This window comes from Variovorax defluvii (assembly GCF_039541515.1).
In the GTDB taxonomy this organism is placed as follows: Bacteria; Pseudomonadota; Gammaproteobacteria; order Burkholderiales; family Burkholderiaceae_C; genus Variovorax; species Variovorax defluvii.
On the sequence record NZ_BAABGJ010000073.1, the window covers coordinates 46060 to 63001 of the forward strand.

The 16942-nt window shown below is 66.6% G+C and carries 26 protein-coding genes; 3 read left to right on the forward strand and 23 right to left on the reverse strand.

Annotated features, from left to right (window positions below; all coding sequences use genetic code 11):
• Positions 1 to 20: 20 nt before the first annotated feature.
• From ABEA07_RS19985 to ABEA07_RS20015, 7 genes are all read right to left on the reverse strand, one after another.
• The gene (locus ABEA07_RS19985; RefSeq protein ID WP_345540011.1) at positions 21 to 1322 is read right to left on the reverse strand and encodes a HAMP domain-containing sensor histidine kinase; all 1302 of its coding nucleotides are present in this window, start codon (positions 1320 to 1322) and stop codon (positions 21 to 23) included.
• A complete protein-coding gene (locus ABEA07_RS19990) occupies positions 1319 to 2008 on the reverse strand; it encodes a response regulator transcription factor (protein ID WP_345540012.1) in 690 nt (229 codons plus the stop codon). Before ABEA07_RS19990 ends, ABEA07_RS19985 begins: the two co-directional genes overlap by 4 nt.
• Before the next feature lie 159 nt (positions 2009 to 2167).
• Positions 2168 to 2632, reverse strand: a complete 465-nt coding sequence (locus tag ABEA07_RS19995; RefSeq protein ID WP_345540013.1) for a Spy/CpxP family protein refolding chaperone — start codon at positions 2630 to 2632, stop codon at positions 2168 to 2170.
• 100 nt (positions 2633 to 2732) lie between these two features.
• On the reverse strand, positions 2733 to 4541 hold the full coding sequence (ptsP, locus tag ABEA07_RS20000) for a phosphoenolpyruvate--protein phosphotransferase (protein ID WP_345540014.1): 1809 nt from the start codon (positions 4539 to 4541) through the stop codon (positions 2733 to 2735).
• Positions 4538 to 4807, reverse strand: a complete 270-nt coding sequence (locus tag ABEA07_RS20005; RefSeq protein ID WP_345540016.1) for an HPr family phosphocarrier protein — start codon at positions 4805 to 4807, stop codon at positions 4538 to 4540. The genes ptsP and ABEA07_RS20005 overlap by 4 nt, the downstream gene beginning before the upstream one ends.
• Complete coding sequence (locus ABEA07_RS20010; protein ID WP_345540017.1) at positions 4776 to 5231, reverse strand: PTS sugar transporter subunit IIA; 456 nt, start codon at positions 5229 to 5231, stop codon at positions 4776 to 4778. Before ABEA07_RS20010 ends, ABEA07_RS20005 begins: the two co-directional genes overlap by 32 nt.
• Positions 5232 to 5326: 95 nt before the next feature.
• Positions 5327 to 5869, reverse strand: a complete 543-nt coding sequence (locus ABEA07_RS20015) for a hypothetical protein (RefSeq protein ID WP_345540018.1) — start codon at positions 5867 to 5869, stop codon at positions 5327 to 5329.
• 107 nt (positions 5870 to 5976) lie between these two features.
• Here ABEA07_RS20015 and ABEA07_RS20020 point away from each other — a divergent pair, with 107 nt between their 5' ends.
• The gene (locus ABEA07_RS20020) at positions 5977 to 6474 is read left to right on the forward strand and encodes a TlpA disulfide reductase family protein (RefSeq protein ID WP_345540020.1); all 498 of its coding nucleotides are present in this window, start codon (positions 5977 to 5979) and stop codon (positions 6472 to 6474) included.
• A 68-nt stretch (positions 6475 to 6542) separates the two neighbouring features.
• Here the strand turns inward: ABEA07_RS20020 and ABEA07_RS20025 are convergent, their stop codons facing one another.
• The gene (locus tag ABEA07_RS20025; protein ID WP_345540021.1) at positions 6543 to 6989 is read right to left on the reverse strand and encodes a c-type cytochrome; all 447 of its coding nucleotides are present in this window, start codon (positions 6987 to 6989) and stop codon (positions 6543 to 6545) included.
• A gap of 152 nt (positions 6990 to 7141) precedes the next feature.
• Here ABEA07_RS20025 and ABEA07_RS20030 point away from each other — a divergent pair, with 152 nt between their 5' ends.
• Together ABEA07_RS20030 and ABEA07_RS20035 are read left to right on the forward strand one after the other, a co-directional pair.
• On the forward strand, positions 7142 to 7855 hold the full coding sequence (locus tag ABEA07_RS20030; RefSeq protein ID WP_345540022.1) for a cytochrome b/b6 domain-containing protein: 714 nt from the start codon (positions 7142 to 7144) through the stop codon (positions 7853 to 7855).
• Positions 7852 to 8442: a GNAT family N-acetyltransferase gene (locus ABEA07_RS20035; RefSeq protein WP_345540023.1), complete on the forward strand. Its 591-nt coding sequence runs from the start codon at positions 7852 to 7854 to the stop codon at positions 8440 to 8442. The genes ABEA07_RS20030 and ABEA07_RS20035 overlap by 4 nt, the downstream gene beginning before the upstream one ends.
• Before the next feature lie 15 nt (positions 8443 to 8457).
• Here the strand turns inward: ABEA07_RS20035 and ABEA07_RS20040 are convergent, their stop codons facing one another.
• The 15 genes from ABEA07_RS20040 to ABEA07_RS20110 form a co-directional block, all read right to left on the reverse strand.
• Complete coding sequence (locus ABEA07_RS20040; RefSeq protein WP_345540025.1) at positions 8458 to 8964, reverse strand: peroxiredoxin; 507 nt, start codon at positions 8962 to 8964, stop codon at positions 8458 to 8460.
• 70 nt (positions 8965 to 9034) lie between these two features.
• Positions 9035 to 9304 carry a 30S ribosomal protein S17 gene (rpsQ, locus tag ABEA07_RS20045; protein ID WP_345540027.1) on the reverse strand — a complete coding sequence of 90 codons (270 nt, stop codon included), beginning with the start codon at positions 9302 to 9304 and terminating at the stop codon, positions 9035 to 9037.
• A 9-nt stretch (positions 9305 to 9313) separates the two neighbouring features.
• A complete protein-coding gene (gene rpmC, locus ABEA07_RS20050) occupies positions 9314 to 9517 on the reverse strand; it encodes a 50S ribosomal protein L29 (protein WP_345540041.1) in 204 nt (67 codons plus the stop codon).
• Between the two features lie 57 nt (positions 9518 to 9574).
• The gene (gene rplP / locus ABEA07_RS20055) at positions 9575 to 9991 is read right to left on the reverse strand and encodes a 50S ribosomal protein L16 (RefSeq protein WP_068674864.1); all 417 of its coding nucleotides are present in this window, start codon (positions 9989 to 9991) and stop codon (positions 9575 to 9577) included.
• A gap of 30 nt (positions 9992 to 10021) precedes the next feature.
• Positions 10022 to 10921, reverse strand: coding sequence for a 30S ribosomal protein S3 (gene rpsC / locus ABEA07_RS20060; RefSeq protein ID WP_345540028.1), 900 nt, complete (start codon positions 10919 to 10921; stop codon positions 10022 to 10024).
• Between the two features lie 15 nt (positions 10922 to 10936).
• Positions 10937 to 11269, reverse strand: a complete 333-nt coding sequence (rplV, locus tag ABEA07_RS20065) for a 50S ribosomal protein L22 (protein ID WP_019657678.1) — start codon at positions 11267 to 11269, stop codon at positions 10937 to 10939.
• Between the two features lie 9 nt (positions 11270 to 11278).
• Positions 11279 to 11557: a 30S ribosomal protein S19 gene (gene rpsS, locus ABEA07_RS20070; RefSeq protein WP_068640579.1), complete on the reverse strand. Its 279-nt coding sequence runs from the start codon at positions 11555 to 11557 to the stop codon at positions 11279 to 11281.
• An 11-nt stretch (positions 11558 to 11568) separates the two neighbouring features.
• Entirely contained in the window at positions 11569 to 12393 is an 825-nt protein-coding gene (rplB, locus tag ABEA07_RS20075; RefSeq protein ID WP_345540032.1) for a 50S ribosomal protein L2, read from the reverse strand.
• Positions 12394 to 12396: 3 nt separating this feature from the next.
• A complete protein-coding gene (gene rplW / locus ABEA07_RS20080; protein WP_345540033.1) occupies positions 12397 to 12732 on the reverse strand; it encodes a 50S ribosomal protein L23 in 336 nt (111 codons plus the stop codon).
• Positions 12729 to 13349, reverse strand: coding sequence for a 50S ribosomal protein L4 (gene rplD, locus ABEA07_RS20085; RefSeq protein WP_345540034.1), 621 nt, complete (start codon positions 13347 to 13349; stop codon positions 12729 to 12731). Before rplD ends, rplW begins: the two co-directional genes overlap by 4 nt.
• A 12-nt stretch (positions 13350 to 13361) precedes the next feature.
• Complete coding sequence (rplC, locus tag ABEA07_RS20090) at positions 13362 to 14033, reverse strand: 50S ribosomal protein L3 (protein ID WP_345540042.1); 672 nt, start codon at positions 14031 to 14033, stop codon at positions 13362 to 13364.
• Between the two features lie 182 nt (positions 14034 to 14215).
• Complete coding sequence (locus ABEA07_RS20095; protein WP_345540035.1) at positions 14216 to 14734, reverse strand: hypothetical protein; 519 nt, start codon at positions 14732 to 14734, stop codon at positions 14216 to 14218.
• A gap of 11 nt (positions 14735 to 14745) precedes the next feature.
• Entirely contained in the window at positions 14746 to 16371 is a 1626-nt protein-coding gene (locus ABEA07_RS20100) for a hypothetical protein (protein ID WP_345540036.1), read from the reverse strand.
• A gap of 126 nt (positions 16372 to 16497) precedes the next feature.
• Positions 16498 to 16812 (reverse strand): 30S ribosomal protein S10, encoded by a 315-nt coding sequence (gene rpsJ, locus ABEA07_RS20105; RefSeq protein WP_345540037.1) that lies wholly within the window; start codon positions 16810 to 16812, stop codon positions 16498 to 16500.
• 26 nt (positions 16813 to 16838) lie between these two features.
• Positions 16839 to 16942, reverse strand: a 104-nt coding sequence (locus tag ABEA07_RS20110; RefSeq protein WP_486391985.1) for an EF-Tu C-terminal domain-related protein, incomplete at its 5' end; no start/stop codon positions are given.

Consider the following 16942-nt stretch of genomic DNA (forward strand, 5'->3'; position numbering starts at 1 on the left):
ATCCGAAAGCCGCAGCGAGCTCAGTCGCCCGGCAGCCGGGCGCTGACCGCCAGGCCAGGCTGCGCGTTGCGCACGGCCAGGGTGCCGCCATGCGCCTCGGCGACCAGCCGGCACAGGTACATGCCCAGGCCCACGCCGCCGGTGGCGCGCTGCCGCGCGCTGTCGGTGCGGTAGAAGGGCTCGGTCAGGTGCTCGAGCTGGGCGGCGTCCACACCGGGGCCGAAGTCGCGCACTTCCAGCTCGACACCGCCCTGCGCCGCCGTACGCAGCGCGATGCACGGCGGTCGAGCCGCATCGCCGCCATAGCGCAAGGCGTTCTCCAACAGGTTGCGCACCAGCAGGCGGATGCGCGGGCGGTCCAGGGCGAGGGGGGGCAAGCCTTCGGCCAGGTCGAGTACGACGCGGCTGCCTTCCGGATGCTCGGCGACCGCCTCGCGCACCAGGGCTGACAGGTCGACCGTCTCGCGGTGCAGGGCAGCGTGCGGGCTGGCCAGGCGCTCGCTCTCCAGGAGGTCGCTGATCAGGTCTCGCATTTCGGCCAGGTCGCGCAGGAGCGCGCTGCGCTCGGCCTCGCCCTCGGGCGTGGCGGGGAGCAACTCGGCATTGAGGCGCGCACGGGTGAGCGGCGAGCGCAGTTCGTGGCTCAGGGCCAGCAGCAACGCGCGCTTGGCATCGAGCATGCCCTGGATGTCGTGCGCCATGGTGTTGATGCGCTGCGCCAGATCGCCCAGTTCGTCGCGCCGCCGCAGCGGGATCGGCTGGTCGAAGGCGCCGCGGCCGAAGCGCTCGGCGCCGGCGCGAATGTCGTCGAGCGGACGCAGCAGGCGGCGCACGTAGACGTAGGCGGCCCCGATCAGGGCCAGCAGCAGCGCCAGCGTCAGGACGCCGATGCCGTGAGGCTGGCGCTGCCACGGCAAGGTGCCCAGTCCGAAGCTCACGCGATGGCCGTCGGCGGTGCTGCGCGTGAGCCAATCGCCGCGGCCCCTGCCGAAGCCCCGCCCTGGCCGCTGCGGATGCGAATCCCAGTTGACGATCGGGCCCTCGATGCGGATGGAGAGGGGCAGTCGCCTCACCAAGGCCTCGGCACGCGCGACGTCGGGCGGCGTGCCGAGCTCGGCCACGAGGCGGTCCATGTAGTCGCCGACGATCGGTTGCGCGGCCTCGCGCCAGCCGTTGGAAAAGGCGCGCTGCATGCCGCCCAGGAACACAGCCGCCATGGCCATGGCCAGCAGCACGAAGACGGTGATCAGCCGCAGGCGCAGGGAGTGGCGCCAGCGATGGCGCCAGCGGTGGCGCGGACGCGGACGCCGGGGCCGATTCACGTGCCGCCGCTCTTGCCCACCGCCAGCGTATAGCCCGCGTTGCGCAGCGTCTTGATGCAGTCCAGCGGCTCCAGCTTCTTGCGCAGCCGGCTCACGACGATGTCGACCGCCCGCGTGTAGAGCTCGGCTTCGTGGCCGCGCAGTCGGTTCAGGATGTCGTCGCGGCTCCAGACCTTGCCGGGCGGATCGGCCAGCAGCGCCAGCAGTTCGAACTCCGTGCCGGTGAGTTCCACCCGCTCGCCCTGGCGCAGCACCTCGCGCCGGTCGAGGTCGATCACCAGGCCCTCGAATTCGCGGCGCTGGGCCGCCGCCGCTGCGGGCACGGCGCGCTGGCGGCGCAGGATGGTCTGCACCCGCGCCACCAGTTCGCGCGGCTCGAAGGGCTTGGGCAGGTAGTCGTCGGCGCCCAGCTCCAGGCCGACCACGCGATCCATCACGTCGCCGCGCGCGGTGAGCATCACGATCGGGATGTCGCTCTCCTTGCGGATCTCGCGGCACAGGGCGAAGCCGTCCATCTCGGGCAGCATCACGTCCAGAATGGCGGCGTCGTAGGGCCCGGCGCGCAATTTGGCCAGGCCCTCGCTGGGCCGCGACGCGCTGTCCAGTGCACAGTCGAAGCGCGCGAAGTAGCTCGCCAGCGGCGCGGCCAGGTGCTCGTCGTCGTCGATCAGCAGGATGCGGGGCATGCCGGGATTGTGCATACGGGCGCCGAAAACGAAGCTCGCGATCAGGCCGGATGACATCGAAGGCCCGGGTTGCCGCCGCTCACCACGGATCGGCGCGGCCGAGGCGGCCGAGGTGGGTGGCGTCGAAGCCACTGCCGTATTCGAGGCGACTCCGGGAGGTCATCCTCTCCCCCGACGGCGGCGGCGCTCCATGAAGTCGCGGACCTTCTGCTGCTGGGCCGGATTCAGGTTGTCGAAGAAGTCGGCTGCGGCTGCGATGACTTCAGGGCTCCCGGCCTGCACGGCCGCGGTCTTGTCGGCAACCAGCTTCTTCGCGCGCTCCTGGTCGAGCTTGGCGCCCGCGAAGAGCGCCCGGAACTCGGCCCGCGGGTCACCATCGCCGCGCAGTGCCGCACGCTGGGCCTGGATCTTCCGCGCCAGCACGTCGAGCTTCTGCTTCTGCGTGGCATCGAGCTCCAGCTTGCTGCTGACGCGCTCGACCATGCGGGCGCGGAACTCGGCGCGGTCTTGCTCGGTGTAGCCGCCGCCCCAGCCGTGGCGATGGCCGGAGCAGCCGGCCAGGCTGCCCGCCAGCAGCGCGGCACCGGCAAAGCCGAAGAGGGATCGTTTGAACCAGGGTTTCATGAGGGTCATCCTTGAGAGCGATCGAAAGCGATCAAAGAGACCCGATGGTGCGATCCATCGGCCGCGGCGTCCTTTCGCAGCGGTTTCGGCGTGTTTCGTTTTATTGCGGCGCGGGCGCCGGCAGCAGCAGGCTGGCCGGATCGTCCGATTCCAGCACCTGCTCCACCCAGCGCGTGAGCTTGCTGGTGTCGGCGCGCAGCACCTCCTGCTTGACCGCCAGGATCTGCGAAGGGTGCATGGAGAAGCTGCGCAGGCCCATGCCCAGCAGCAGGCGCGTGAAAGCGATGTCGCCGGCCATCTCGCCGCACACGCTCACGCCCTTGCCCTGGCGCCGGCACTCGGCGATGGTCTCGGCCACGAGGCGCAGCACGGCCGGATGGGCCGGGTCGTAGAGGTGGGCGACCGATTCGTCCGCGCGGTCGATGGCCAGCGTGTACTGAATGAGGTCGTTGGTGCCGATCGAGAGGAAGTCGAAGTGCTTGAGGAAGATGCGCAGCGTGAGCGCGGCGGCCGGGACCTCGATCATGGCTCCCAGCTTGACGTGGCCATGCACCATGCCGCGGTTGTCGAGCTCGGCGCGCGCGAAGTCGATCAGCGCCAGGGTCTGCCGGATCTCCGAGGCATGGGCGAGCATGGGAATCAGCAGGTGGATCTCGCCATGCGCCGCGGCGCGCAGGATGGCGCGGACCTGGGTGAGGAACATGGCCGGATCGGCCAGGCTCCAGCGGATCGCGCGCAGGCCCAGCGCCGGATTGAGGTGGGCGTCGTCGCGCACGGATTTGCCGTCCAGCGGCTTGTCAGCGCCCACGTCGATGGTGCGGATGGTGACCGGCATGCCCTGCATGCCCTCGACCGCGCGCTTGTAGGCCTGGTACTGCTCCTCCTCGTCGGGCAGTCGCGTGAGGCTCTGGGCCTCGCGGCCCATGAACAGGAACTCGCTGCGGAACAGGCCCACGCCGACGGCGCCGGCCTTGACGGCGCCCAGCGTATCCTCCGGCAGCTCGATGTTGGCCAGCAGGTCCACCCGCTGGCCATCGAGGGTGACGGCGGGCTTGTGGCGCAGGCGCGCCAGGCGGCCGCGTTCGAGGTCGCCCTGGCGCTGCTTGAAGCCGTACTCGGCCAGGATGATGGGGGAAGGGTCGACGATCACCACGCCGGCATCGCCATCGATGATGACCCAGTCGTCCTGCCGCACCAGCTGGCTGGCGGTGCGCGCGCCGACCACGGCGGGAATATCCATGCTGCGCGCCACGATGGCAGTGTGCGAGGTGCGCCCGCCCACGTCGGTGACGAAGCCGGCGAACACGCTCTTCTTGAACTGCAGCATGTCGGCCGGGGAGAGGTCGTGCGCGATCAGCACCAGCGGGGCGTCGATGGCGTCACCGGCTGTGGGGTCGCTGTCCTCGTCCTCGGCGCTGCGCTTGCGCCGCGGCGGCGTGGGCGCCAGCACCGCGGCAGTGCCCTTCATGCGGTGCAGCAGGCGCTCGACCACCTGCTCCAGGTCGGCCTTGCGCTCGCGCAGGTACTCGTCTTCCATCTCGTCGAACTGGCGGGCCACCACCTCGAGCTGCGTGGTCAGTGCCCATTCGGCGTTGTAGAGCCGCTCGACGATCCAGTGCTTGACGCCGGAGGTGAGCACCTCGTCCTGCAGCAGCATCAGGTGTACTTCGAGCAGTGCGCTCAGCTCGTGGGGCGCCTCGTTCGGCCCCATCAAGGCCACGCTGGCCTGCAGCTTCTGCAGCTCTTCGGACACCGCGTTGCGGGCGACGCGAAGTCGATCGATTTCGGCTTCGACTTCTTCGGGCTTGATGAAGTAGTGGGCAACGTCCAGGCGGCTGGACACCACGAGCACGGCGCGTCCGATCGCGATGCCACGGGCGACGGGGAGCCCATGGACGGCAAAGGTCATTCGCCCTCTCCGAACTTGTCGTTCATGAGCGCGACGATGGCATCCATCGCTTCCTGCTCGCGCTCGCCGTTCGTCTCGACTTCGACCGTCACGCCGATCCCCGCAGCCAGCATCATCACGCCCATGATGCTCTTGGCATTGACGCGCCGGTCGCCGCGCGACAGCCAGACCTCGCAAGGGTAGCTGCCTGCGAGCTTGGTGAGCTTGGCCGAAGCCCGCGCATGCAGGCCCAGCTTATTGCTGATGGTCACGGATGTCTTGATCACTGTGCTTTCTTCTTGCCTGGTTCTGGGGTGCCGCCACCGCCACCTGCATCACGCCCGCGGTGCCACCGGAGAGCGCGCGCTGGACCAGCGTCTCGAGCGGCTCGTTGCGGTAGCTTACGGCACGCAGCAGCATCGGCAGGTTGACCCCGGCCACCAGCCGGGAACGCACGCCGTCCACCAGCTTCTGCGCGACGTTGCAGGGGGTGGCACCGAAGACGTCGGCCAGCACCAGCACCTGCGAGCGCGGCGTGCGCTGCAGCTGGGCCAGGGTGATGCGCGCCGCCGCCAGGGTTTCGTCGGGCGACACGTTGGGCAGCACGTCCAGCGCCGCGATCGAGTTCTCGCTGTCCGGAAACACGTGCAGCGCACACTGCCGCAGCGCCTGGGCGAGCGGAGAATGGGCGACGATGAAGATGCTGTTCATGCGGGGTCGAAGCGGGTCTGCCGATTATGCGGGGGCACCCGGAGGAAGTAGAAATAGGTTGTACGCCGACAACGCCCGGCCGGCCAGCAGGCCGCTCAGGGCAGGCGCAAGCCCTCGAAGAAGGTGGTGAGCGCTTCGGCCGACTCCGGTCGCCCGAGCACGGTTGCCTGGTAGAGCGCCATCTTTCCTGCCCCCTCCTGGGCGAACCAGAGCATGTGGGCTTGCGCCGGGCGACCTTCCGCCGCCTGGACATCCAGCCGCAGCGGCGCCGGCGAGGCCGCGGCCCGGGGCACTGTCGCCGGCACCTCGGCGATCGGCCTGTCGGCCAGCTGGCTCCGGGTGGCGGCGCGCCAGGCACGCATCCAGCGCTCGGCCTCTTCGCCATTGTGGGCGCTGACATGGGCCACGGCGAAGGTGGCGCCGCCGGCATCGCAGCCCGTCATGTCGACGGCGATGGTGGCGCCCGCGCCCAGTGGCAGGCTGCGGGTGGCACGGTCGGGTTTGCAGGGCAGCAGCGCCACCAGGCCGTCGTCTGCAATCGGAACCTCCCGCCAGTTGAAGACCGGACTGCAGGCGGCAAGCAGACAGGCCACGAGCACGGCGGGCGCAAAGGGTCGGCAGGGGTGGGGCAGGCACATGGGAGGCCGATTATGGAACCTGCCCTCCGCGACACAGGCTTGCGCCGGGACCAGGCGGGATGGGGCGGGCGGGACTAAAATCTCGCGGCCCCCTCCATCGTGCTCCCATGAAAAAACTGATTGCCGCCGCTGCCGTCGTGATCGCCCTGGCCGCTGGCGTGGGCATCTACCTGAATACGGGTGTGTCGGCCGCGCCGGCCTCGACCTTCGTGCTGCTGGATGGCAGCAAGAAGAGCACCGAGGACCTGAAAGGCAAGGTCACGCTGGTCAACTTCTGGGCCACCAGCTGCGTCACCTGCGTGGCCGAGATGCCCAAGGTGATCGCCACCTACGACAAGTACAAGGCCCAGGGCTACGACACCCTGGCCGTGGCCATGAGCTACGACCCGCCCAGCTACGTCGTGAATTTCGCCGAGACCCGCAAGCTGCCCTTCCAGGTGGCGATCGACAACACGGGCTCGGTGGCCAAGGCCTGGGGTGACGTGAAGCTCACGCCGACCACCTACATCGTGAACAAGCGCGGCGAGATCGTGAAGCGCTATGTGGGCGAGCCGGACTTCGCCGAGCTGCACCGCCTGATCGAGAAGCTGCTGGCCGAGGTCTGAAAAGCGCACAGGCGCGCGGAACATCTCGGGCCCGGCGTCGCGGGGCGCAAGCGGTGCCCTTGCAGGGTTCAGTCTTTGCGGAAGGCGTCGTGGCACGCCTTGCAGACGCCCGCCGTGGTGCCGAACTGCGCCTTGAGCGCCTCCACGGTGCCCGCCTTGGCCGCGGCGACCAACTTGACGGTTTCGGCCTGCAGCTTGTCCTGGTTTTCCTTGAACTTGGCTTGCTCCTTCCAGACCTCGGGTTTCGCCTTGCCGCCCTCCGTGCCGGTGCCGAAGGCCTGCCAGGGCAGCTTCGCCATCGCAGCCACCACTTCGGCGTTGGCCACCGCCGCGGTCGCATCGTAGGGCACCCGGCCATTGGCCATGGCGCCGAGTCTCCCAAGGTGCTGGTTCATGATGAACATGGCGCTCTCGCGGTACATGACCGCGTCGTCCGTCTTGGCGAATTGCGCGGAGGTGGGCACCGACAGGGCGGCACAAGCCGTGGCCAGCACGAGCGAAGCAAGGCGGTTCATCGGGATCCTTCTTGTGTGCGGCAACGACGTGCGCCGCTGGAAGCAGTGTAGGAGCGGGCCCCTGGCCGCATGGCCTAGAGACAACCCGCAGGGCGCCCCGCGCCGGAACTTGCTAATCTGCGCCTTCCCGAGCCTTGCGACGCTTCCCTTCGATGACCGACACCTTCGAGTCCACGACGCGCCACGCGGGGCTGGATGGCGCCGGCGCGTCGCGTACCCGGGTCTGGGACCTCCCCACGCGGCTGTTCCACTGGCTGCTGGCCCTGGCGGTGATCGGGATGATCGCCACGGGACTGGGCGGGGTGCTGGAATGGCATTTCCGTATCGGCTACGTGGTGCTTTCGCTGCTGCTGTTCCGCCTGGTGTGGGGTTTCGTGGGCGGGCGGTGGTCGCGCTTTGCCGCCTTTGTCTATGCGCCGCGTGACGTGGTGGCCTACCTGCGCGGCCGGGCGCACGCGGACCACCTGGTCGGGCACACGCCGCTGGGCGCCCTCTCGGTGTTTGCCTTGCTCGCGATCCTGCTGGCGCAGGTGGCTACGGGCCTGGTGGCGGACGACGAGATCGCCTCGACCGGCCCGTTGAACCACTTCGTCTCCCGCGCCGTGGCCAGCGTTGCCACGGGCTGGCACAGATCGCTGGGCCAATGGCTCGTGATCGGGCTTGTGAGCCTGCACGTGCTGGCGGTGCTTTTCTACGTCGCGGTGAAAGGCCAGCGCCTGGTTCGCCCCATGGTCTCGGGGGACAAGCTTCTCGCCCATGGCAGCGTGGCACCGAGCCGCGACGATGCGGCCTCCCGGCTCCTGGCGCTCTTGGTTTTTGCCGCCTGCGCCGCATTCGCGGCGTGGATCGCCTCACTCAGAGCATGAGTTTCTCCTCCTCCAGGCCACTTCCGCTGGCTGGCACGCCGGACATCGTGCTGGTCACGCCCGACTCCTCGGGCGAGTTCGATATCACGCGCGACATCTTTCTCGAGTACGCAGCTTCGCTGGGGATCGACCTGTGTTTTCAGGACTTCGATGCGGAGTTGGCGGGGCTGCCCGGGGACTATGCGGAGCCCCGTGGCGCCCTGCTGCTGGCGCTTGTCGACGCCACGCTCGGGGGGCCCGACGCGGCCCGGGCGAGGGTGCCCACGCTGACGCGCGAGAACGGCACCACCGCGTTCGTTGCCGGTTGCTGTGCGTTGCGCCCGCTGGATGCAGCCGACTATCCCAACACGGCGGAGATGAAACGGCTCTACGTCCGCCCTCAGTTCCGGGGACTCGGCCTCGGCCGCCAGCTGGCCGAAGCGATCCTGGATGCCGCGCGCGGCGCGGGCTACGCCTGCGTCCTGCTGGACACGTTGGACGACATGGAATCGGCGCGGGCTCTCTACGAAGACCTGGGTTTCGTCGAGGTCCCACCCTACTACCACAACCCCATCGCGGGGTCTCACTACCTCAAGGTGGATCTTTGATGCGGGCCGGCGTGCTCACCCGCGGGCCTGCTTCAGCAGCGTCTCTGCGTCGCTGACCTCGAACTTGCCCGGTGCCTCGACGTTGAGTGCGGCCACCTTGCCGTCCTTCACCAGCATCGAATAGCGGTTGCTGCGCACACCCATACCCCTTGCAGTCAGGTCCAGCGTGAGGCCCACGGCATTGGCGAACACGCCGCTGCCGTCGGCCAGCATGCGCACCTTGCCCTCGGTCTTCTGGTCACGCGCCCAGGCACCCATCACGAAGGCGTCGTTGACGCTGACGCACCAGATCTCGTCGACACCCGCCGCCTTGAAGTCGTCGACATGCTGCACATAGCCCGGCACATGCTTGGCCGAGCAGGTCGGCGTGAAGGCCCCCGGCAATGCGAACAAAGCGATGGTCTTGCCGGCCGCGGCCTGGCTCACGTCGACCGGGTTAGGGCCGATGCTGCAGCCCTCGCCTTCGACTTCCGAATACTCCTGCAGGGTCGCTGCAGGAAGGGTGTCACCGACTTTGATCATGGTCGCTCCTAAAAAATAAAAAAACGGCCCACATTGTGGGCCGCTTTCGGATTGGCTGCGTCGCCGCCGATCAGACCGTGACGGCCTTCTCGACCAGACGGGTCACCACCCAGTTCTTGGTCTTGGAGATCGGCCGGCTTTCGGTGATCTCGATGGTGTCGCCCATGTTGTACTCGCCCTTTTCGTCGTGGGCGTGGTACTTGCTCGAGCGGGTCACGACCTTGTCGTAGATCGGGTGCTTGACGCGGCGCTCGACGAGCACCGTCACCGTTTTCGCGCGCTTGTCGCTGACCACCTTGCCGATCAGGGTGCGCTTGAGGGATTTTTTAGCTTCCGTCATGGTCACTCCTTACTTGGCGGCTTCTTGCTGCTTCTGCGCAAGAATGGTCTTCGCACGGGCGATATCGCGGCGCGTGATGCGCAGCGTTGCCGTGTTCGACAGCTGTTGCGTGGCCTTCTGCATGCGCAGGCCGAAATGGGCCTTCTGCAGATCCTTGATCTCGGCCTGCAGACCGGCGACGTCCTTGTCGCGCAGCGCGGCGGCCTTCGACACCTTGGCCGAAGCCGCGGCGTCCTTCTTCTTACGGGTTGCCATGTGTGTTCCTCCCGATCAGGCGCCGAGTTGGCGAGCGACGAAGGTGGTGCGCAGCGGCAGCTTGGCGGCAGCCAGGCGGAACGCTTCGCGCGCGAGTTCCTCGGGCACGCCGACGATCTCGTAGATCACCTTGCCGGGCTGAATCTCGGCGACGTAGTACTCGGGGTTGCCCTTGCCGTTACCCATCCGCACTTCAGCGGGTTTGGTGGAAATCGGCTTGTCGGGGAACACGCGAATCCAGATGCGGCCACCGCGCTTGACGTGACGCGAGATCGCGCGACGGGCGGCTTCGATCTGGCGCGCCGTGAGGCGGCCGCGGTCGATCGACTTGAGGCCGAAATCACCGAAGGACACCGCGTTGCCGCGGGTCGCGATGCCGGTGTTGCGGCCCTTCTGTTCCTTGCGGAACTTTCTGCGTGCAGGTTGCAGCATGTTATTTACTCCGTAGTTCTAAGACCGATGTCACTCGGTCTTGGCACCGTCCGCTGCTGCAGCGGGCGCGGCTTTGCGGACGCGCTTAACGGCGGGTTTCGAGTCTGCACCGCTGGCTTCGGCGGGCTTGTCGCTGCCGTCGGCCGGCGCGACGTTGCCGCCGATCGGGCCGCGGGCACCGGCACGCGGACCGCGACGGTCCGAGCCAGGACGGTCGCCACCGGGGCGGCCGTCACGACGCGGGCCACGCGGGCGGCGCTCTTCGTCGGGGCGCGGGGTCTCGACGACCGGCAGGTCGTTGCGGCCCAGCGTGTCGCCCTTGTAGACCCAGACCTTGACGCCAATCACGCCGTAGGTGGTCTTGGCTTCCGAGGTGCCGTAATCGATGTCGGCGCGCAGCGTGTGCAGCGGCACGCGGCCTTCGCGGTACCACTCGGTGCGGGCGATTTCGATGCCGTTCAGGCGCCCTGCCGACATGATCTTGATGCCCTGGGCACCCAGACGCATGGCGTTCTGCATGGCGCGCTTCATGGCGCGGCGGAACATGATCCGCTTTTCGAGTTGCTGCGTGATGCTGTCGGCGATCAGCTGCGCATCGATTTCAGGCTTGCGCACTTCCTCGATGTTCACAGCCACCGGCACGCCCAACTGCTTGCCCAGGTCGCGCTTGAGGTTTTCGATGTCCTCGCCCTTCTTGCCGATCACCACGCCCGGACGGGCCGAGTAGATCGTGATGCGGGCGTTCTTGGCGGGCCGCTCGATCATGACGCGCGACACGGAAGCGTTCTTGAGCTTCTTCTTCAGGTACTCGCGCACCTTGATGTCTTCGGCCAGCATGCCGGCGAAGTCGCGGTTGCTGGCATACCAGCGGCTGGACCAGTTACGGCTGACCGCGAGGCGGAAGCCGGTGGGGTGGATTTTCTGTCCCATAAATCTTCCAGCCTGTTAGTTGCCCACCGTCACGTACACATGGCACGTGGGCTTGCTGATGCGGTTGCCGCGACCCTTGGCGCGCGCCGTGAAGCGCTTGAGCGTGGCGCCCTGTTCGACGTAGATGGTTTTGACCTTCAGTTCGTCGATATCGGCACCGTCGTTGTGCTCGGCGTTGGCGATGGCCGACTCGAGTACCTTCTTCACGATCACGGCGGCCTTCTTCTGCGTGAACTGCAGGATGTTGAGCGCCTGATCGACCTTCTTGCCGCGGATCAGGTCGGCGACCAGTCGGCCCTTGTCGACCGAGAGGCGGACACCGCGGAGGACTGCACGTGTTTCAGACATGGTCGTTCCTTACTTCTTCTGGACTTTCTTGTCCGCGGGGTGCCCCTTGAACGTGCGCGTGAGCGCAAATTCGCCGAGCTTGTGGCCGACCATCTGGTCGGTGATGTAGACAGGCACGTGCTGCTTGCCGTTGTGCACGGCGATGGTCAGGCCGATGAACTCGGGCAGGACCATCGAGCGGCGCGACCAGGTCTTGATCGGCTTCTTGTCCTTGGTCGTCACGGCCTTGTCGGCCTTGGCCAACAGGTGATGGTCGACGAAGGGACCTTTCTTGAGAGAGCGAGTCATGTGGCTGTCCCTTACTTCTTCCGGCGCGACACGATGAAGACCTGCGTGCGCTTGTTGTTGCGGGTGCGATAGCCCTTGGTGAGGTTGCCCCACGGGTCGACCGGGTGGCGGCCTTCGCCGGTGCGGCCTTCACCACCACCGTGCGGGTGGTCGATCGGGTTCATCACCACGCCGCGCACCGTCGGGCGAATGCCCATGTGGCGCTTCACGCCAGCCTTGCCGAGCTGACGCAGGCTGTGCTCTTCGTTGGCGACTTCACCGATGGTGGCGCGGCACTCGACGTGCACGCGGCGCACTTCGCCCGAACGCATGCGAACCTGGGCGTAGACGCCTTCACGGGCCAGCAGCGTGGCCGAGGTGCCGGCCGAGCGGGCGATCTGCGCGCCCTTGCCGGGCTGCAGCTCGATGCAATGGATCGTCGAGCCCACGGGGATGTTGCGGATCGGCAGCGTGTTGCCGGCGCGGATCGGCGCTTCCGAGCCGCTCAGCAGCGTGGCGCCGGCTTCCAGTCCACGCGGGGCGATGACGTAGCGGCGCTCGCCGTCGGCATAGCACACGAGCGCGATGTGGGCGGTGCGGTTCGGGTCGTACTCGATGCGTTCGACCTTGGCCGGGATGCCGTCCTTATTGCGCACGAAGTCCACCACGCGGTAGTGGTGCTTGTGGCCACCACCCTTGTGACGGGTCGTGATGTGGCCATTGTTGTTGCGGCCGGACTTCTGGAATTGGGGCTCCAGCAGCGGAGCGAAGCCGGCGCCCTTGTGCAGGTGGTCCCGCGAGATCTTCACCGCGCCACGCTGGCCCGGCGAAGTGGGTTTCATCTTGATGACGGCCATGATTTAAGCGCCTTCCCCAACCAGGTTGAGCTCCTGACCGGCCTTGAGCGTCACGTAGGCCTTGCGAACGTTGTCGCGGCGGCCGACCGACCTGCCAAAGCGCTTGGTCTTGCCCTTGATGTTGGCCACGGACACGCCCTTCACCTCGACCTTGAACATCAGTTCGACGGCCGCCTTGATTTCGGGCTTGGTGGCATCCTGCAGCACCCTGAAGGTCACTGCATTCGACTTCTCGCCGACCATCGTGGCCTTCTCGGACACGATCGGGGCGACCAGCACGTTCATCAGCCGACCTTCGTCGAACTGGCGCTGCTGGGGAGTGGGATTGATGCGGCTCATGCGAACATCTCCTTGAGCTTGTCGACGGCACCCTTGGTGACCAGCACCTTCTTGTAGTGGACCAGCGACACCGGATCGGCATAACGCGGCTCGACCACGAGCACGTTGACCAGGTTGCGCGAGGCCAGGTACAGGTTCTCGTCGACTTCCTCGGCGATCACGAGCACGGACTCGAGGTTCATCGCCTTGAACTTGGCAGCCAGCGCCTTGGTCTTGGGGGAGTCGACCTTGATCGAATCGACCACGGCAAGACGGCCTTCGCGTGCCAACTGGGACAAGATGGACGCCATGCCGGCGCGGTACATCTTCTTGTTGATCTTCTGGGTGAAGTTCTCGTCGGGCATGTTCGGGAAGATGCGGCCGCCCCCACGCCACAGCGGCGAGGAAGTCATACCGGCACGGGCACGGCCCGTTCCCTTTTGCTTGAATGGCTTCTTGGTCGAATGCTTGACCTGCTCGCGGTCCTTCTGGGCACGAGTGCCCTGGCGGGCGTTGGCCTGGTAGGCGACCACGATCTGGTGCACCAAGTCTTCGTTGTAGTCACGGCCGAACACGGTTTCGGGCGCGTCATACTTGGACGCAGCCTGGCCTTGCTCGTTCAGGAGTTCGAGTTGCATTGCTGTTGCTCCTTAGGCCGCGGGCGCCGCCTTGGCCTTGACGGCCGGGCGAATGGTGACAAAGCCACCCTTGGCACCGGGAATCGCACCCTTGATCAGAAGCAACTGGCGCGCTTCGTCGATGCGGATCAGGTCGAGGTTCTGGGTGGTCACGGTGACGTCGCCCAGATGGCCCGTCATACGCTTGCCCGGGAAGACACGGCCGGGGTCCTGCGCCATGCCGATCGAGCCGGGCACGTTGTGCGAACGGCTGTTACCGTGCGAGGCGCGCTGCGAGCCCATGTTGTGGCGCTTGATGGTGCCGGCGTAGCCCTTGCCGATAGAGGTGCCCTGCACGTCGACCTTTTGGCCCACCGTGAACACGCTGGCCGGCGCGATCGAACCGCCAGCCTTGTGCTGGGCGGCCGTGTCGGCGGTGACACGGAATTCCTGAATGATTTCGCCGGCTTCGACACCAGCCTTGGCGAGATGGCCGGCTTCGGGCTTGGTCACGCGCGATGCCTTGCGCGAGCCGAAGGTCACCTGCAAGGCGACGTAGCCATCGGTCTCTTGGGTTTTGATCTGGGTCACACGGTTGTTGGACACGTCCACCACCGTGACGGGAACGGTGTCACCGTCATCGGTGAAGAGACGCATCATCCCCACCTTGCGGCCCAGCAACCCGAGGGAGTTGCTCAGACTCATGGTTTTTCTCCAAAACTCCCGCCGCTGCCACTTCAATTGGCGACAGCGTTTGGTCTACGGAAGAAGGTTGATAAAGCTCCGAACGGAATGCGCCAAGGCGCAAATCGGGCGGAGCCGGAGATTATAGCCCGTAAGTCTTCGGAAGCACAAGGCGGCCTGCCAGGCCTATAGAGGGCACTGACTCACTTCACCGGCATGGTGATGAGCTTTTCGCCGTCGGGTGTCTGCTTCAGGCCGTTGCTTGCGGGGAGCTTGGCGGGGCCGCTGCCGACCTGGATGGTGATGGAGGTCGCGCTGTTCGCCCCGTTCTGCGCGGTGAAGACATGCAGGTAGCCGATGCCGTCGGCGTCCGGGACCACCTGGACGGTCAGCCTCGAGGCCCTGCCTGCGGGCAGGGTGTGCGGGCCGGGCGAACCGGTGACCGTGAGGCCACCGTCACCCCTGAATCGGACCGTGGCCCCTGCCGGGTCAGTGATGCCATCGAAGCTCAGCACGACAAGGACCGGCTTGCCGGCCTCGGGCGTCCCGTCGATACGGTATTCGACCGCAACGCCGGACCCGCCGGGCTTCATGGGCGCGGCTGTCATCTTGTGGGAAGACATGTCGCGCACGGGTTTGGTGGGGTGCGCACAGGCCTGCAGCGACATGCCCATGGCCAGTGCTGCGAGCACGGTCGCTCCGACGCTGCGAGATGCACGCATGGCTGCGCTCCTCAATTGATGGTGACGTTGAAGCACGTATTGGCCGACACATTGTTGAAGTCGTTGACGACCAGAACGGCCTCGCCCTGCGCCAGGCTGACCGATCCTGTCTCGTTCCCGACGATGGTGGAGAGGCCCTGGCCGACACGCTGCCCCTGATAGACCACGAAGTCCGGGTCGGTGCCTGCCGTTCCGCCGATCACCGAAAGACCGATGGCATAGCTGCGCTGCGCGGGTGCGGTGAAACGGAGGTAGGCGTAGCTGCCCAGCTTGTTGCCGGCGCGCGTCGGGTCCGCTTCGTTCGTCACGCAGGCCTGCGTGGCACCACCTCCGACGGCGGCAGGCCTGTACATCGGCAACGCAGTGGCGACGTTGCCATTGTTCGTCTCGTTGGCGGCGAAGGGGTCGTTCGGCACGGCAATGCTCTGGTCCGTCAACAGTGTGTTGAGCGCCGAGGCGCTGCCCGGCGCCACAGCGTTGAAAACCACGGAGAAGGGGTGGATCGAGGTCACCGCCACACCGCTCTTGAATGACGTACTGGTGAGAGCGTCATGGATGGGCTTGAAGCCGACCTGATTGTTCAGGTTCCAGAAAATCGATTGGACCGACCCCTCCCGATACCAGCCGGGCGGGGACGGCGCGCGCCCGCGAAGGTCGAAGTTCGATCCCAGCGCCTGGCCCGTGCCGACAGAATCGGAGTAATTGCTGCGCCCCAGCGCGATGCCGGACCATGCATTACCCCAGCCTTCCGAAAAGGCGAGCCGCCGGTCGAGGCGGTCGGTGAGCGAATGGCCGCCACCGGGCGAATCGTCGCGGCTGAAGGCCGACTGGTAGTAGTGGCCCCACTCGTGCGCGATCACCGAGCTGTCGTACTCGTCGGTATCGACGTTCTCCTTGCCCAGCACATAGATGGCACGGACCGCATTCGCGCCGGTCGAGTTGGTGAAGAAGGTCGTACCGATCTGACCCGCAGTGGTATCGCCGGTCGCCGGCACGTTGTTGACGCTCCAGAAGACACGCAGCGGCGGAAAGGCCGTGCTCGGCGCCACGGACAGGACTTTCGCCTGGGTCGCGTAGACGGTGTCGAGCACCGCGAATGGCCCGGCAACGCGGGTCGAGGCATAGCTTGAACCGTTCCAGCCGGAAGGCGCATGGACGTTGCGCGTCAAGGTCGTCGTGCCTGTGGGGAAGGCGCCGCTGTCCATTGAGTAGAGGGCATCACCCTGGGTGTTGTCGCGCACGCTGACATCCCAATTCGCGCCGGCGCCGCTACGCAGCAGCTGGGCTTTGACGCGGACGCTGACTGTCGTATTGGCCGGTACGGCCACGGCGTAGGCACCCGCGCCATCGGTGGCCGTACTGGCCACCACGGTCGAATTTGCATCCAGGATCTCGACGACGGCGCCGCGAACCGGTTTGGCACTCAGCGCCGCGTAGTTCAGTCCGCCGCTGGTATTGGGGACGGAGTCGAAAGTCACGTTGCCTGCCAACGTCACCGTCGCGCTGCCATTGCCCGAGCCGGAGTCGGGAACTGGCAAACCGATGATCGGGAAGAAGACGCCGCCGCCACCACCGCCGCATGCCCCAAGCACGGCCGCGGCAACGAGCGTTGCCGTCCGCGGGAACCAAGTCATCATGAAGTCACCCCAGGAGCGTCCAATCCGGCCGATCGCCGTCGACGAAGGATGCCACAACCGCAAGCCAAAAAATAAGCCCGCTGGCATTTCTGCACGCGGGCTTTTTCCTACAAAGGCCGAAGGCGCTTATTGCAGCTTGATCTCGACGTCCACGCCGGCCGGCAGGTCGAGCTTCATCAGTGCGTCCACGGTCTTGTCGGTCGGATCGACGATGTCCATCAGGCGCTGGTGCGTGCGGATCTCGAACTGGTCTCGGCTCGACTTGTTGACGTGCGGTGAGCGCAGGATGTCGAAGCGCTTCATGCGCGTCGGCAGGGGCACGGGACCCTTGACGATGGCGCCGGTGCGCTTGGCAGTGTCTACGATCTCGGCGGCCGACTGATCGATCAGCTTGTAATCGAAGGCCTTGAGGCGGATGCGGATTTTTTGCTTGGTGGCCATGGTGATAGTTCCTTGCGCAGCAATGATCAAACGTCCAGGATCTTCGCCACGACGCCCGAGCCCACGGTGCGGCCACCTTCACGGATGGCGAAGCGCAGACCTTCTTCCATGGCGATGGGGTTGATCAGCT

Excerpts from the sequence above, each read along its gene's own strand:
- rplC (WP_345540042.1), bottom strand. The coding sequence starts at position 14,033 with ATGAGTCTGAGCAACTCCCTCGGGTTGCTGGGCCGCAAGGTGGGGATG.
- rplW (WP_345540033.1), bottom strand. The coding sequence starts at position 12,732 with ATGAGCCGCATCAATCCCACTCCCCAGCAGCGCCAGTTCGACGAAGGT.
- ABEA07_RS20020 (WP_345540020.1), top strand. The coding sequence starts at position 5,977 with ATGAAAAAACTGATTGCCGCCGCTGCCGTCGTGATCGCCCTGGCCGCT.
- ABEA07_RS20025 (WP_345540021.1), bottom strand. The coding sequence starts at position 6,989 with ATGAACCGCCTTGCTTCGCTCGTGCTGGCCACGGCTTGTGCCGCCCTG.
- rpsS (WP_068640579.1), bottom strand. The coding sequence starts at position 11,557 with ATGACTCGCTCTCTCAAGAAAGGTCCCTTCGTCGACCATCACCTGTTG.
- ptsP (WP_345540014.1), bottom strand. The coding sequence starts at position 4,541 with ATGACCTTTGCCGTCCATGGGCTCCCCGTCGCCCGTGGCATCGCGATC.
- ABEA07_RS20030 (WP_345540022.1), top strand. The coding sequence starts at position 7,142 with ATGACCGACACCTTCGAGTCCACGACGCGCCACGCGGGGCTGGATGGC.
- ABEA07_RS19990 (WP_345540012.1), bottom strand. The coding sequence starts at position 2,008 with ATGCCCCGCATCCTGCTGATCGACGACGACGAGCACCTGGCCGCGCCG.
- ABEA07_RS20015 (WP_345540018.1), bottom strand. The coding sequence starts at position 5,869 with ATGTGCCTGCCCCACCCCTGCCGACCCTTTGCGCCCGCCGTGCTCGTG.
- rplV (WP_019657678.1), bottom strand. The coding sequence starts at position 11,269 with ATGTCTGAAACACGTGCAGTCCTCCGCGGTGTCCGCCTCTCGGTCGAC.
- ABEA07_RS20100 (WP_345540036.1), bottom strand. The coding sequence starts at position 16,371 with ATGATGACTTGGTTCCCGCGGACGGCAACGCTCGTTGCCGCGGCCGTG.
- rplD (WP_345540034.1), bottom strand. The coding sequence starts at position 13,349 with ATGCAACTCGAACTCCTGAACGAGCAAGGCCAGGCTGCGTCCAAGTAT.
- ABEA07_RS20040 (WP_345540025.1), bottom strand. The coding sequence starts at position 8,964 with ATGATCAAAGTCGGTGACACCCTTCCTGCAGCGACCCTGCAGGAGTAT.
- rpsJ (WP_345540037.1), bottom strand. The coding sequence starts at position 16,812 with ATGGCCACCAAGCAAAAAATCCGCATCCGCCTCAAGGCCTTCGATTAC.
- rplB (WP_345540032.1), bottom strand. The coding sequence starts at position 12,393 with ATGGCCGTCATCAAGATGAAACCCACTTCGCCGGGCCAGCGTGGCGCG.
- rplP (WP_068674864.1), bottom strand. The coding sequence starts at position 9,991 with ATGCTGCAACCTGCACGCAGAAAGTTCCGCAAGGAACAGAAGGGCCGC.
- rpsQ (WP_345540027.1), bottom strand. The coding sequence starts at position 9,304 with ATGACGGAAGCTAAAAAATCCCTCAAGCGCACCCTGATCGGCAAGGTG.
- ABEA07_RS20010 (WP_345540017.1), bottom strand. The coding sequence starts at position 5,231 with ATGAACAGCATCTTCATCGTCGCCCATTCTCCGCTCGCCCAGGCGCTG.
- ABEA07_RS19995 (WP_345540013.1), bottom strand. The coding sequence starts at position 2,632 with ATGAAACCCTGGTTCAAACGATCCCTCTTCGGCTTTGCCGGTGCCGCG.
- ABEA07_RS20095 (WP_345540035.1), bottom strand. The coding sequence starts at position 14,734 with ATGCGTGCATCTCGCAGCGTCGGAGCGACCGTGCTCGCAGCACTGGCC.
- ABEA07_RS20035 (WP_345540023.1), top strand. The coding sequence starts at position 7,852 with ATGAGTTTCTCCTCCTCCAGGCCACTTCCGCTGGCTGGCACGCCGGAC.
- rpsC (WP_345540028.1), bottom strand. The coding sequence starts at position 10,921 with ATGGGACAGAAAATCCACCCCACCGGCTTCCGCCTCGCGGTCAGCCGT.